The organism is Janthinobacterium sp. GW456P (assembly GCF_002127655.1).
Taxonomy (GTDB): domain Bacteria; phylum Pseudomonadota; class Gammaproteobacteria; order Burkholderiales; family Burkholderiaceae_D; genus Janthinobacterium.
The window spans coordinates 42,493-56,381 of sequence record NZ_NEHB01000014.1; the positions used below are offsets into that span (position 1 = coordinate 42,493).

A 13,889-nucleotide genomic window follows, 5' to 3' on the forward strand; every position below is an offset into this window, starting at 1 on the left:
CATCAGTAGATCAGCATTAGCAATAAACAATACGCCGGCCCAGCGCCGCAACACAGGGCAACCGTTTGATTTTAAGGTGAATGGAAGATGCGTGAAATGACAAGCAAGGGCAGGGGCGTGCCGCCAGCGGCGCCCGCGACCGCCTTGACGATGCTGTGCCTGGCCATGCTGGGGCTGCCCGGCATGGCGCGCGCGCAGGATGCGGTGCCGGCGGCGGCTCCCGTGGCCGCGCCGGAACGGCAGGTGACGATCGAGGAATACCTGGTGCGCGGCAATACCGTGCTCGATGCCCGCGCCATCGAGGCAGCCGTGACCCCATTTCTGGGGCCGGGGCGCACCCTGAAGGATGTGGAAGGCGCGCGCGACGCCCTCGTCGCGGCATATCAAGCCCGTGGCTACCAATCCGTCTACGTCGACTTGCCGGAGCAGCAGGTGGAGCAGGGCGTGGTGGTGCTGCAGGTGAGCGAAACCAAGGTGGGCCGGCTGCGCGTTGTCGGCGCGCAATACAACTCGCCGCTCGACGTGCGCCAGCAAGTGCCGGCCCTGACGGAAGGCAAGGTGCCCGACTTTACGCAGGCGCAAGTGGAGCTGACGGCGCTGAACCGCGGTCCCAAGCGCCAGGTGATGCCGCTGGTCAAGCAGGGCAGCCTGCCCGGCACCATGGACGTGGACCTGAAGGTCGAGGACAGCAGCCCGTGGCGCGCCAACGTCGGCCTGAACAACGACTACAGCGCCGATACGAAAAAATTGCGCACGAGCATGTCGGTCGGCCACGACAACCTGTGGCAGCTGGGGCACAGCGCCACCATCAGCTTTTTCGGCACGCCGGGCGACCTGAACCAGACCAAGGTGTGGTCCGCCTCGTACGTGGCGCCGATCGGCACGCAGGGCTGGAGCGTGGAAGCGACCGGTTACCAGTCGAACAGCAACGTGGCCAGCACAGGCGGCACCAGCGTGCTGGGCAAGGGGCATGCGCTGGGCATGAAGCTCAACTACACGGTGCCCAACAGCGGCATCTGGTGGCACAGCTTTTCTGCCGGCATCGACTTCAAGGATAACCAGGAAGCGCTCACGCTCAATGGCACGGGCAGCAATATTCCGCTCAAGTACGTGCCGCTGAGCGTGTCGTACAACGGCTTTGCGCAGACGGAGACAGCGACCTACGGCCTGGGCCTGTCGCTGGTGGCCGGCACGCGCGCCGCGTTCGGCTACGGCAGCGACAGCGCCGCCTACGACAACAAGCGCTACAAAACTTCGCCCAGCTTCCTCGTGCTGAAGGGCGACGCCAACGCCACGTATACCCTGGGCAGCGGCGCGCAGCTGCATGGGCGCATGTCGGGCCAGCTGGCCGATGCGGCGCTCGTGTCGGGCGAGCAGATGGCCGCCGGCGGCGCCAATTCCGTGCGCGGCTACCTGTCGGCCGAAGCGACGGGCGACTATGGCGTGTCCGGCACGGTCGAATGGCGCACGCCCCAGCTGACGTATTTCAGCCGCCTGGAAAACTGGCGCTTGTTTGCCTTCGCCGATGGCGCGCGACTGCGCCTGCGCGATCCGATGATCGAGCAGAAAGATCTGTTTGGCCTGGCGTCCGTGGGCGTGGGCAGCAGCTTCCAGTTCCTGCGCTACTTGAATGGCCGCATCGACTTTTCGTATCCGCTGCGCGATGGCCCGCGCACGCACAAACACGTGCGCCGCATCAATTTCAACCTGTCGGCCAGCTACTGACGGGCCAGCTCAACAGCACTGCACTTTTTTAGACTTTTCTTCGGAGAATCACTGTCATGCAACGTTTTCTTTTTCTGCTCACGATCCTGGGCACGCTCGTTCCCGGCCTGGCGCATGCCTGGTGGCAGCCCGACTGGGCTTACCGCAAACCCGTCACCGTCGACGCCGGCCCGAAGGCGGGCGCCGTGGGCGGCGATCCAGGCCGCATTCCCGTGCTGCTGCGCTTGCATTCGGGTAACTTCAACTTCGAAGGCGTCAGCGACAACGGCGCCGACCTGCGCTTCGTGGCGGGCGACGACAAGACGGTGCTGAATCACCAGATCGAGCAATTCAATCCACTGTTGGGCATCGCCCTGATCTGGGTCGACGTGCCGGCCCTGACGGCCGGTACGCCGCAGCAGCTGTGGATGTACTACGGCAATCCGAAGGCGCCCGCTTCCGGCAATGGCCAGCGCACGTTCGACCCCGACTACAGCCTCGTGTATCACTTCAGCGAACCGGGCGTGCCTTCGCGCGACAGCACCGCCTACGGCAACCATGCCCAGACAGCCGTGCCGGCGCTCGACGGTTCCGTCATCGGCGCCGGTGCCCGCCTGGGCACCACGCCATTGATGCTGCCCGCCTCGCCATCGCTGGCGCAGGCTGCCGGCGCGCCGTTCACCTTTTCCGCCTGGGTGCGTCCGGACAGCCTGGGCGCCCAGCAAGTGCTGTATGCGCGCCGCGACGGCGCCAATGAATTGCTGATCGGCGTCGACCAGGGCGTGCCTTTCGTGCAGGTGAATGGCCAGCGCAGCAAGCCGGGCCAGCCTATCCAGGCCGCGCAATGGTCGCACCTGGCCGTCAAGGCAGACAAGAATAATGTGGCCCTGTACGTGGGCGGCCGTCCGGCCGTCTCGCTAGCCACGGCCCTGCCAGCGTTCGCCACGGCCGCCTCGGTGGGCGCCGATGCAGTGCCGACCGCTTCCGGCGCCACCACCCTGGCCAACTTCACGGGCGCCATCGACGAGCTGCGCCTGTCGCGCACGGCCCGTCCTGACGCCCTGCTGCTGGCCGACGCTGTCTCGCAAGGTTCCGAATCGCGCCTGGCCGTGTTTGGCGCCGATGAACAGCAGGCCGGTAAAAGCCATTTCGGCTTCATCATCGCCGCCATGCCGCTCGACGCGTGGATCGTTGTCGGCGTGCTGGGCCTGATGATGGTCTTGTCGTGGATCATCATGATCGGCAAGGGCCGCAGCTATGGCGCCATCTCGCGCGCCAATGCGCAATTCATGCAGTCGTTCCACGAAGCGGCCGGCGCGCCGCTCGACCACCTGGCGCGCAACGGCAAGCTGAGCGCTTCCGTGAAGACGGATTCCTCGCTGTGGCGCCTGTATGACGTGGCCATCGACGAGATGCGCCGCCGCCACGACCGCGGTTACGACTTGAACGCCGTGTCGAACGCGACGATCGGCGCCATCCGCGCCGCCATGGATGGCGTGATGGTGCGCGAAAGCGAGCGCATGTCGAAACGCATGATCTGGCTCTCGACCACCATCGAAGGCGCACCGTACGTGGGTCTGTTCGGTACCGTGATCGGCATCATGCTGGTGTTCGTCGTGGCGGCCATGGCCGGCGCCGTGGACATCAACTCGGTGGCGCCGGGCATGGCGGCAGCGCTGCTGTGTACGGCGGCCGGCCTGGGCGTGGCGATTCCCGCCCTGTTCGGCTACAACTGGCTGTCCTCGCGTTCTGACGCCATCGTCGCCGATATGGCCGTCTTCGTCGATGAGTTCGCCACGCGCCTGGCGGAAGAGCAGGGCGACGGACGCCAGATGCGTCCCGCGCTGCATCAGGCGTGAGGGGGCATAACCATGGCCACCTCCGCCAAGTTTACCCCCCGCAAGCGTAGCGGCGGCATCAACATCACGCCCTTCGTCGACGTGTTGCTGGTGGTGCTGGTGATCTTCATTTTGACCAGCAACGCCAGCATTCCCGGCATCAAGGTCGACCTGCCCAAGGCCAGCTCGGCCATGGCGCTGGAAAAACCGAAGACCAAGGCCATCACCATCGACAACGCGGGCCAGGTCTTCCTCGATGCCTATCCCGTCACCTTGCCCGAGCTGGAAGAGCGCTTGCGCACGGAAAAGGCGCTGACGCCCGACTTTCCCGTGATCGTGCGCGGCGATGCCGCCGTGCAATACGCGAAAGTGGTCGAAGTGCTGGACCTGCTGCGCCGTATCGACCTGAACCAGGTGGGTCTGGTGACCGGCAAGCCGGCATGAGGAGCGCAAGGTGAAGCGTGACGACATGATGAAGATGGCCGGCTCGGAATCGTCGGGCGCGGTGCAGTGGTGGCGCCGCTGGGGCGGCGTGGCCGGCGGCGCGCTGCTGGCCGCTGGTCTGGCCGCGCTGGTCTGGTATTTGCTGTCCGATACGGCGGCCACCAAGCGCGAAGTGGCGGCCCCGCCGATGCTGATGCTGCCACCGCCGCCACCGCCGCCGCCGGAACCGGAAAAATTGCCGGAACCGACACCGGACAAGGTGGTGCCGGAAGTGTCCGAGCCGGAACCGACGCCTGCCGACAAGCCCATGGATGACGCGCCGGAAAGCCCGTCGCCGGACAAGGGCGACCCCGTCACCATCGACGGCGCGGCGCAGGCCGGCAGCGATGCGTTCGGCATCCAGGCCGGGCGCGGCGGCGGCATGACGGGCGGCGGCGGTGGCGGCGGACTCGGCGCGGGATCGTATGGCCGCTACGTGGCCAACGCGCTGCAGCTGGCGTTCGCCCGCGACCCGCGCACGCGCCAGCTGGCGTTTGCCGACATCCGCGTCGACCTGTGGCTCGATCCGGAAGGCAAGACGACGAAAGTGCAGCTGGTGCAAGGCACGGGCAATGCGCAGACGGATGAGCAGGTGCTGGCCATGGTGCGCGATTTCCGCGCCGATGAGCGGCCGCCGGCATCCCTGCGTTTCCCGGCCCGCGTTTCCATCAAAGGCCGGCGCCCGTAAGCGCATGACTTTAATTCCTCATTTACCGAAAGAAGCGATGAATTCCATATTTTCTTCCCCACAGCGTGCGCGCCGTCTTCCGCTGGCGTTCGCTGCCCTGGCCCTGAGCGTGGCGGCAGGCGCCGTGCAAGCGCAGGCACCGGCCGACAGCACCATGGTCAAGCTGATCCGCGGCTTGATCCAGAGCGGCGCCCTGAACAAGGATGCCGGCGAAGCCTTGCTGGCGCAGGCGCAGAGCGAAGCGCTGGCCGCGGCGCAAGCCCGCCCGGCCGCCGCGCCGGCCGCCCTGGCCCAAGTGCAGCCGGGCGACGTGCGCGTGCCGTATATTTCGCAAACCGTGCGCGAGCAGATCCGCGACGAGATCAAGGGCCAGGTCATGGCCGAGGCCAAGGCGGGCGGCTGGGCGGCGCCGAATGAAACGCCGGCCTGGACCAAGCGCATCCGCCTGGAAGGCGACGTGCGCGCGCGCTACGAATCGCGCTATTACGACATGGCCAACAGCAATATCGAGATCGACTGGCGCTCGCTCAACAGCGGCAGCGGCTACGACGTCAATTCGAACACGAATCTGGCCCTGCCGGCGTTGCTGAACACGCGCGAAGACCGCAAGCACTTGCTGCGCGCCCGTGCCCGCCTCGGTATCCTGGCCGACATTTCCGACACCACGCAAGCGGGCATCCGCCTGGCCAGCGGCAATGACGACAGCCCGGTCTCGACCACGCAAACCCTCGGTGGCGGCCTGGGCAAGAAGAACATCTGGCTGGACCAGGCCTGGTTGTCCTACCAGCCCGCTTCCTGGCTGAAACTGACGGCGGGCCGCTTCGACAATCCATTCGTGTCCGGCGACGAACTGTTTTCCAGCGAACTTAATTTCGACGGCATCGCGGCCAAGGTGCAGCAGCCGGTCGGCGAGAGCAAGGACGTCACCGTGTTCGGTACCCTGGGCCTGATTCCGCTCGAGTATTCGTCCGACAATGCGCCTAGCCGCAGCCAGGCAAAAATGTCCAGCGAAAACAAGTGGCTGCTCGGTGCGCAGGTGGGCGCCTCGTGGAAGATCAATAGCGACCATCAACTGCGCGGCGCCGTGGCCTACTACAACTTCCGTAACATCAGCGGCGAATATTCGCAGCCGTGCGCGCTGTACGCGGGTGCCGATGGCTGCAGCACCGACTGGTCGCGTCCGTCGAGCATGCAAAAGGGCAATAGCTTGATGTTGCTGCGCAATATCGCCTTGAACCCGCTGGACCCGGCGAATACGCCGCAGCCGCAATTCGTCGGCCTGGCCTCGAAATTCCGCCTGGCCAACCTGAATGCGCGCTGGGATAGCAAGGTCGCGGGCGGCACGGACTTGCGCATCGAAGGCGATTATGTGCGCAACATGGCCTATGACAAGAATGAGATGTGGGCGCGCGCCAAGGGCGGCATCATGAACAACTTCGGCGGCACGGGTGGCGTCTCGCAAGCCGATTTCAAGAGCGGCGGCAATGCCTACATGCTGCAGGCCACCCTGGGCAAAGCGAACCCGGCGGCGCGCGGCGACTGGAACGTGCTGCTCGGTTACAAGCGCATCGAACCGGACGCTTTGCCTGACGCCTACAACGATTCCACCTTCCACCTGGGCGGCACGAATGCGCGCGGCTACTACCTGGGCGGCGCGTATGCGCTCGACAAGAATACCTGGCTGAACGGCCGCTGGACGTCGAGCCGCGAAGTGTTCGGTTCGGCACTGTCGATCGACACCCTGCAAATCGAATTGAACGCGCGTTTTTAAGGAGCCATGATGTTGATATCCAACAAAATGCGCTTGCCGCTTTTGCTGCTGATGCTGCTGGCCGGCGGCACGGCCCAGGCGCAGGCGCAGAAGGGGCAAAGCATGGAAGAGCGTTTGCGTGCCGAGCTGCGTAATGTCACGGCGCAATTGCAGCAGACGCGCGGCGAACTGGAAGCGCTGAAAGCCAAGGGTGCGCCGGCCGCCAAGGCGGCGCCGGAGGCCGCACCCGCCAGCGAGGGCTTGAAAAAGGAACTGGCGCGCAGCCAGTCGCAGCTGGCGCAAGAACGCGCGCAGCGGGAAAAGCTGGGCGAGCAGCAACAGCGCAGCGCGGCTGCCGCGCAAGAGGCGGCCGCCAGTGCGGCGCAGTACCGCCAGGCCAGCGAGCAATTGACTGCCACGGGCAAGCAGCTGGCAGCGGAACGGGCGCGCCTCGATGGCGAAGTGACGGCCCAGCGCAGCGCCCTGGCGCGCTGCGAAAGCAAGAATGCCCAGCTGTATGCGGCCGGGCAGGAGATCCTGCGAGCGTATGAAGGCCTCGGCGTGCTGGACGTCATGAAGGCGCGCCAGCCGTTCGCCGCGCAAAGCAGAGTGAAACTCGAGCAAATCGCGCAGCAGTACGGCGACCAGCTGTACCAGGGCCGCTTTGATGCGCGTCAAACAGAAACACCTGCCGCGCCCGCGCCGGCCCCCCAATAATCTTTTTAAAATGAATGGAACGACGATGGAAAATACCAACACCTTGCTGACCACCCTGAATGCGGAACAAACGGCCGAGGCCATCAAGACTGCCGGCTGCGCCGTCACCAGCATTGAACACGATGGCGTCGTGCGCCTGCACAGCGCCAGCCATGGCATCGGCTTCCAGGTGCTGTGGGGCAATGAGGCCGCGCCCGGCCAGTACGCGGACCTGACCCTGAGCTGCCCGCTGCGCGTGCAGGGCGGCGACTTGCCGGCCGGCTTGCTGGCCGAATGGCACCGCAGCAAGCGTTTCGCCCGCGTGGCCCAGCATGGCGATTTCGTCGTGCTGGAGATGGATGTGCTGGTTGCCGGCGGCGTCAGCAAGGATTACCTGAATATCAATCTGCAACTGTGGACGCAGATGATGGGACAGTTCTTCTTGTTTTTGCGCAACTTTACGCCGGCCGATACGAGCACGGCACCGGTAGTCGAGGCCGCCAGCGTGACCGAAGAAGAAACTGTGCCGGCCTGATAAGCTATCCACAGGCGGCGAAAAAAGGCCCATGACGGGCCTTTTTTGCCGTCAGCGGACCCCAAGTGTCGTATTAAATACTTATTTTTTAGGCATCGCGCATTAAAACTGCTCAAAGAGCGTGTGTGAATCAAGCCAGCAACGGCTGTATGGCGGATAATATTGCCTGTTGCCGATTTGGATACGACCTTTAGACAAAAATGCGCCCCATGGATTTTACCCGCGACGAAACCAGTGAAACCCCAGTTGCCCCGGCCAGCGCGCCGGGAGCGCCTTTGCCGTATGCCGTCGCCACCTGGCTGCAGCGGGTGGAGGCTGCCGCCCATCCGAAGGCCGTGCTGACGATTGCCGAGCCGGACCCCAAACTCAACGCCCACCGCCTGATCTATGTGCTGGCGCCCACCAGCGGCGGCCGCCACGTGGCCCTGTGCCTGTACAAGGCGCGGCTGCGGCCGAACGGCGACGTGGCGGCGGCGTCCCCCATCAGCGAAATCTTCTCGCTGCTGTCGGCGCCGCCCACCTTTTTGACGCCGGCCGACGAAGACCTCGTGCGTTTCTTCGTGGCCATGCGCAGCGGGCAGAATTCACAGACGGGCAGCGCCACGGAGCCGAAGGGCAAGGTGGGCGCGGCCCTGCTGAAAATGCTGGCCGAGCAGGATAAATTGCTATGGGCCAATTCCTGGGCCGACGTCGGCAATGGTCTCGTGTATCCGTTGAAGGAAGGTCCCGTGCGCCCCGCGCGCCTGTTCTGGCGCGACGAAGGCAAGACCATGCGCCTGGGCTGGCAAGTGGATCCGCCCGAAGGCGCGAAGCACCATGGCGCCGACCAGATCGACTACATGCTGCCCACCGATCCGCCGTGGTACATCGACAATCTGTCGTGCGGCGTGCTGGAACTGAACCAGGGCGGCTCCGATATTTCCCTGGCCGACTTGCAGGCACTGGTGGCGCAGGCGCCGCCCTTGAATGCGAACGACAAGGTGCGCGTGTCGCAACTGCTGCTGGCGCAGGGCTTGCAGCATTTGATGCCGCTGCCGCAACCGTTGCCGCAGCGCTTGCGCAAGGACGTGCCGGCGCAACCGGTGTTGCTGCTCGACAGCGCCATGCTGGCCGATGGCAGCCTGCAGCGCTGGAGCGACTTCGCCGTGCTGTCCTACGACTACGATGGCGAGCGCGTCTCGTTCGACCCGTCGCAGCGCGTGGTGCGGCAAGTGGGCGAGGTGACGGAAATTATCCAGAGAAATACGGTTGATGAAGCGCGCGCGCTGGCCACCCTGGCCGAGCTGCAATTCAAGAAGCCGGGCTCCGCTCCCTTGAGCGGCTTGAAGGGCGCCTTGCTGCTGCCTTCCCAGGCGGAATGGCTGCGTTTTGCCGAGTCCGGCATAGACGCCTTGCTGGAGCAGGGCTGGATCGTCGAAAAGACGGCCAAGTACCGCTACGACGTGAGCGACGTGGGCGACTGGTACGCGGAAATCGACGACCAGGACCCGGACAGCGGCAACGCCTGGTTCGAGCTGGAACTGGGCATCGTCGTCAACCACGAGCGCGTGCCGCTGCTGCCCGTGCTGGTGCAGCTGATCCGCAACGCGCCCAACGATTTCAATCCGAAAGTCATCGAAGCGCATGCGGACGATGACCAGATGCTGGCGACCTTGCCGGACGGCACGCGCGTGGCCTTGCCATGGGGCCGCGTGCGGCCGATTTTGAACACCCTGGGCGAACTGTATTTCAGCGACAAGATCAAATATGCCGTGCGCATGTCGACCCTGGATGCGGCGCGCCTGGAAGAGCTGGCGCGCGGCCTGGAGCTGCAGTGGACGGGCGGCGAGCAATTGCGCGCCATGGGCCGCAAGCTGAGCCAGTTCGGTTCCGTGCAAAAAGTGGCGGCGCCCGCCGGTTTGCAGGCGACCCTGCGCGATTACCAGGCCGACGGCCTGGCGTGGATGCAATTCCTGCGCGACCATGACCTGGCGGGCATCCTGGCCGATGACATGGGCCTCGGCAAGACCGTGCAAACGCTGGCGCATATCCTGGTGGAAAAGGAAGCGGGCCGCCTCACGCATCCGGCGTTGGTGATCGCGCCGACTAGCTTGATGGGCAACTGGCAGGACGAGGCGGCAAAATTCGCGCCCAGCCTGAAAGTGTTGCTGCTGCAAGGCAAGGACCGCGCGCAGCAGTTCGACCAGATCGACCAGTGCGACCTGGTGCTGACCACCTACGCCTTGTTGCCGCGCGACGAGGAAATCCTGCGCGAGCACGATTTCCACCTGGTTATCCTCGACGAATCGCATTACATCAAGAATACGCGCAGCAAGGCGGCGCAAAGCGCGGGCCTGCTGCGCGCGCGCCACCGCTTGTGTCTGTCCGGCACGCCGCTGGAAAACCACCTGGGTGAATTGTGGTCGCAATTCCACTTCTTGCTGCCCGGCTTGCTGGGCGACGAAAAGACCTTCAATACGCAGTTCCGCCATCCGATCGAGCGCCAGGACGACCCGCTGCGCCGCATGCTGCTGAACCGCCGCATCAAACCGTTCCTGCTGCGCCGCACGAAAGATAACGTGGCCAAGGAATTGCCGCCGAAGACGGAAATGGTGCGCAAGGTGGAATTGACGGGGCCGCAGCGCGACCTGTATGAAACCGTGCGCCTGGCGATGGATCAAAAGGTGCGCGAAGAAATCGACAAGAAGGGTGTGGCGCGCAGCCAGATCGTCATCCTCGAAGCGCTGCTGAAACTGCGGCAAGTGTGCTGCGACCCGCGCCTCGTGAAATCCCTGCCGGCCAAGAAGCAGTCGGCCGGGTCGGCCAAGCTGCTCGACCTGATGCAGATGGTGGAAGACTTGCTCGACGAAGGGCGCAAGATCCTGGTCTTCTCGCAATTTACCAGCATGCTGGAATTGATCGAGGAAGAGCTGGAATCGCGCGACATCCCGTATGCCTTGCTGACGGGCGAAACGAAGGACCGGGGCGCGCAGGTGGCGGCCTTCCAGCAGGGTGCCGTGCCGATCTTCCTGATCAGCCTGAAAGCGGGCGGCGTGGGCCTGAACCTGACGGCGGCCGACACGGTCATCCATTACGATCCGTGGTGGAATCCGGCGGCGGAAAACCAGGCCACGGACCGCGCCTGGCGCATCGGCCAGGACAAGCCCGTGTTTGTCTACAAATTGATTGCGAAGGGCACCCTGGAAGAAAAAATCCAGCTGCTGCAGCAAAAGAAATCGGAGCTGGCGCAATCGATCCTGGCCGAAGGCGAATCGCAAAAGATGGCCCTGACGCAGGAAGACTTGCAGCAGATTTTCGCCCCGCTGGAAGATTGACGCTGCCGCACGCGTATACTTGGCAATTCTCTCTTGCCAGGTATACCGCATGCTGCCCTTCCTGCCCTTCCTGCCTTTCCTTCTCCTGCTGCTTGCCGGCGTCATCCTCATGGCGCTGCGTTTCGTCCAGTTGCGCCGCGCCCTGCTGCGCGCGCGGGCGGGCGAAGCGCAGTTCCGCCTGTTGGCCGAACATGGCCGCGACGCCACCTTCCTGCTCGACGCCGCCACTCTCGAATTGCTCTACATCAGCCCCGCCGCGCAGCGCCTGACCGGTTACGACCTGGCCGCCTTGCGCGAACACGCGGCGCAGCTGGCGCAAGACGTGCCGGCCCGGCTGCAGCGCTGGCGCGACGGCGACACCAGCCGCTTGACCTTGCTGCGCGAAGTGGAATTGCCGCATGCGGACGGGCACCCGCTGGCGCTGGAAATCAGCTCGACCATCGTGCCTGCGGCAGCGGGGCGGGGCGTCACCGTCGTGGGCACGGTGCGCGACGTCAGCGCCGCCCAGGCGCAGGAAGCGGAGCGGGAAAAGGAGCAGAAGCGCTTCGCCTCGATGCTGTCGCATGAATTCCGCACGCCGCTGGCCACCATCGACGGCGCCATCCAGCGCCTCGTTTCGACGTCCACCGAGGCGGACGAAGCCACGCGCAAGCGCTACGTGAAGATTCAGACGGCCGTCGACCGCCTGCTGGCCATGATCGACGATTATTTGTCGCCCGAACGCATGGCGGCCATCGGCCGCGAGCGGGCCGCCGACGGCATCGCGCCGCTGGCCTTGTTGCAGCAGGCGGCCGCCACTGTGCCGGCCAGCCATCGCGTACAGCTGGAACTCGACGAGGACTTGCCGGCCCGGTTGCGCTGCGACGTGCCTGGCATGGCCCTGTGCCTGAAAATCCTGCTCGACAACGCTGTCAAGTTCAGCCCGCATGGCAGCGTCATCACCGTGTCTGCCAGGCTGGTGCCCGAGGGCGGCGTGGCTCTGTGCGTGGGCGATGCGGGACCCGGCTTGCGGGAAGAAGAATTGGCGCAGCTGTTCGAAAAAGGTTTCCGTGGAACCGATGCGACGCATGCCGGTGCGGGCCTGGGCCTGTACATGGCGCGCGCCGTGGTGGACGTGCATGGCGGGAGTTTACAGGGGCATAATCTGCCCGAAGGCGGGGCTATTTTCCGGATTTGGCTGCCGCTTCCTGGCTAGACTAGAAAAAAGTTGCTTCCGCTGAAGGCAACCGTGATAATTCCTTGACGTAAACCTATTGTGCCGTCCATCATGGTGCAGAAGTGAATGGCATGGTTTGCCCACGGTAGCTCACTAATGGAAGAATGGCGTTGCAATGACGAAAATACTGATCGTCGAAGACAATCTGGACTACGCCGAAGACATGGCGGAGTTTCTCGTTGAGCTCGAACACGAAGTTCATATCACCAGCTCGGCTGGCGGGATGTGGACCGCGTTGAGCCATGGCAATGTCGGGGTGGTCGTGCTGGACCTGGGCTTGCCCGATGAGGACGGCTTCAACGTCATCCCCCGCATGCGCCAGCTGTATCCGCAGATCGGCGTGCTGGTGCTGACGGGGCGTGTCGCCTTCGACAGCCGCATCCTCGGCTTGCGCCTGGGCGCCGACCACTATCTGACCAAGCCGATCAAATTCCCAGAACTGGCCGCCCACATCGAGGCGCTCGACCGCCGCGTCGGGCCGCAAGATCCCGTGCCCGAGCCGGGCAAGTGGACCTTGAAAGTAAGCGCTCGCCAACTTGAATTGATGGGCGCCGTCATCGCCCTGACGGAAAAGGAATTCAACTTCCTGCATCTGCTGACCATCAACACGCGCCCCGTGCCGCGCGACGTCATCGTGGCCGGCATGGGCGGCGAAGACCCCGATGCGGGCCGCCGGGTCGACATGCTCGTGTACCGGCTGCGCAAGAAAGCCAAGACGGGCCTGGGCCAGGACTTGCCGCTGCGCAGCGCGTATGGCGAGGGCTACAGCCTGTCGGCCAGTTTTAATCTGTCCTGAGACCTGATGCCAGCCACCCGCAAGAGGGTGGCTGCATAAAAAGGGACGGAGTCCATCACTTTTTCCAGCATTTCAAAGAAAACAGGGTCAGAGTCGCGTCCTGCGCTCGCAAGTGTGTAAAATCAAGGCCTTAGCCTTCATTTATCGACTTTGCCATGGCCCGTTTGCCCCGCCTCATCATTCCAGCATTGCCCCATTACGTGATACAGCGCGGCAGCAACCGCCAGAGCGTGTTCCAGGATGCGTCCGACTACGCGCAATTTTTGTCCTGGCTGAAAACGGGCGCGAAAATGTTCAAGGTGGCCATCCACGCCTACGTTTTGTTGCCAGATCAGCTACATTTATTGGCCACGCCCAGCGATGCGACGGGCCTGGGACAGCTGATGCAGTGGCTGGGACGCTATTACGTGCCGTACTTCAACCAGAAATACGGCCGGGAAGGGGCGCTGTGGCAGGGACGCTACAAAACCGCCGTCATCGATCCCGATAATTTCTTCCTCACGTGCTGCCGTTACCTGGAATGCGTGCCCGTGCAGACGGTGCTGGCCGCCCAGGCATTGGACTATAGTTGGTCCAGCTATGCCCACCATGCCGGTGTGCGGCCCGATCCCGTCATCACCGACCATGCCTTGTACTGGGCGCTGGGCAACACGCCGTTCGACCGCGAGGCGGCGTATTTGCGCCTGTTCGAGCAGGGCCTGGGCAGCAGCCAGGTCAAAGTGGTGGAACAGGCTGTATTGAAGGGCTGGCCCCTGGGTTCCGACGCTTTCAAGCAGGCGCTCGAGCAGAAAATGCAGCGGCAAGTGGTGCCCGCCAAGCGGGGCCGTCCCCGCAAAATCGTGGCCGAGTCCGACGCCAATTGAAACACA

General features: G+C 64.3%; 11 protein-coding genes. All 11 read left to right on the forward strand.

What is annotated here, in order from left to right; all coding sequences use genetic code 11:
• Positions 1–87: 87 nt before the first annotated feature.
• The 11 genes from CBW66_RS15130 (at position 88) to CBW66_RS15180 (ending at position 13,883) form a co-directional block, all read left to right on the forward strand.
• Positions 88–1,725 (forward strand): ShlB/FhaC/HecB family hemolysin secretion/activation protein, encoded by a 1,638-nt coding sequence (locus tag CBW66_RS15130; RefSeq protein ID WP_086137457.1) that lies wholly within the window; start codon positions 88–90, stop codon positions 1,723–1,725.
• A gap of 56 nt (positions 1,726–1,781) precedes the next feature.
• Positions 1,782–3,563 carry a DUF2341 domain-containing protein gene (locus tag CBW66_RS15135; protein WP_086137458.1) on the forward strand — a complete coding sequence of 594 codons (1,782 nt, stop codon included), beginning with the start codon at positions 1,782–1,784 and terminating at the stop codon, positions 3,561–3,563.
• Between the two features lie 12 nt (positions 3,564–3,575).
• Positions 3,576–3,986 (forward strand): biopolymer transporter ExbD, encoded by a 411-nt coding sequence (locus CBW66_RS15140; protein WP_034753784.1) that lies wholly within the window; start codon positions 3,576–3,578, stop codon positions 3,984–3,986.
• A 10-nt stretch (positions 3,987–3,996) separates the two neighbouring features.
• A complete protein-coding gene (locus CBW66_RS15145) occupies positions 3,997–4,713 on the forward strand; it encodes an energy transducer TonB (RefSeq protein WP_230492324.1) in 717 nt (238 codons plus the stop codon).
• 37 nt (positions 4,714–4,750) lie between these two features.
• Positions 4,751–6,484 (forward strand): putative porin, encoded by a 1,734-nt coding sequence (locus tag CBW66_RS15150; protein WP_086137459.1) that lies wholly within the window; start codon positions 4,751–4,753, stop codon positions 6,482–6,484.
• 6 nt (positions 6,485–6,490) lie between these two features.
• On the forward strand, positions 6,491–7,180 hold the full coding sequence (locus CBW66_RS15155; RefSeq protein WP_086137460.1) for a hypothetical protein: 690 nt from the start codon (positions 6,491–6,493) through the stop codon (positions 7,178–7,180).
• 25 nt (positions 7,181–7,205) lie between these two features.
• Complete coding sequence (locus tag CBW66_RS15160) at positions 7,206–7,694, forward strand: YbjN domain-containing protein (protein WP_230492323.1); 489 nt, start codon at positions 7,206–7,208, stop codon at positions 7,692–7,694.
• 209 nt (positions 7,695–7,903) lie between these two features.
• Entirely contained in the window at positions 7,904–11,008 is a 3,105-nt protein-coding gene (locus tag CBW66_RS15165; RefSeq protein WP_086137462.1) for a DEAD/DEAH box helicase, read from the forward strand.
• A gap of 49 nt (positions 11,009–11,057) precedes the next feature.
• A complete protein-coding gene (locus tag CBW66_RS15170) occupies positions 11,058–12,203 on the forward strand; it encodes a PAS domain-containing sensor histidine kinase (RefSeq protein ID WP_086137463.1) in 1,146 nt (381 codons plus the stop codon).
• A gap of 136 nt (positions 12,204–12,339) precedes the next feature.
• Complete coding sequence (locus tag CBW66_RS15175) at positions 12,340–13,020, forward strand: response regulator transcription factor (protein WP_034753797.1); 681 nt, start codon at positions 12,340–12,342, stop codon at positions 13,018–13,020.
• Between the two features lie 155 nt (positions 13,021–13,175).
• Positions 13,176–13,883: a transposase gene (locus tag CBW66_RS15180; protein WP_086137464.1), complete on the forward strand. Its 708-nt coding sequence runs from the start codon at positions 13,176–13,178 to the stop codon at positions 13,881–13,883.
• The last annotated feature ends 6 nt before the right edge of the window (positions 13,884–13,889 follow it).

What these genes read in the sequence shown, in the direction of transcription:
- CBW66_RS15130 (WP_086137457.1), top strand. Translation starts at nt 88, where the DNA reads ATGCGTGAAATGACAAGCAAGGGCAGGGGCGTGCCGCCAGCGGCGCCC.
- CBW66_RS15135 (WP_086137458.1), top strand. Translation starts at nt 1,782, where the DNA reads ATGCAACGTTTTCTTTTTCTGCTCACGATCCTGGGCACGCTCGTTCCC.
- CBW66_RS15140 (WP_034753784.1), top strand. Translation starts at nt 3,576, where the DNA reads ATGGCCACCTCCGCCAAGTTTACCCCCCGCAAGCGTAGCGGCGGCATC.
- CBW66_RS15150 (WP_086137459.1), top strand. Translation starts at nt 4,751, where the DNA reads ATGAATTCCATATTTTCTTCCCCACAGCGTGCGCGCCGTCTTCCGCTG.
- CBW66_RS15155 (WP_086137460.1), top strand. Translation starts at nt 6,491, where the DNA reads ATGATGTTGATATCCAACAAAATGCGCTTGCCGCTTTTGCTGCTGATG.
- CBW66_RS15160 (WP_230492323.1), top strand. Translation starts at nt 7,206, where the DNA reads ATGGAAAATACCAACACCTTGCTGACCACCCTGAATGCGGAACAAACG.
- CBW66_RS15165 (WP_086137462.1), top strand. Translation starts at nt 7,904, where the DNA reads ATGGATTTTACCCGCGACGAAACCAGTGAAACCCCAGTTGCCCCGGCC.
- CBW66_RS15170 (WP_086137463.1), top strand. Translation starts at nt 11,058, where the DNA reads ATGCTGCCCTTCCTGCCCTTCCTGCCTTTCCTTCTCCTGCTGCTTGCC.
- CBW66_RS15175 (WP_034753797.1), top strand. Translation starts at nt 12,340, where the DNA reads ATGACGAAAATACTGATCGTCGAAGACAATCTGGACTACGCCGAAGAC.
- CBW66_RS15180 (WP_086137464.1), top strand. Translation starts at nt 13,176, where the DNA reads ATGGCCCGTTTGCCCCGCCTCATCATTCCAGCATTGCCCCATTACGTG.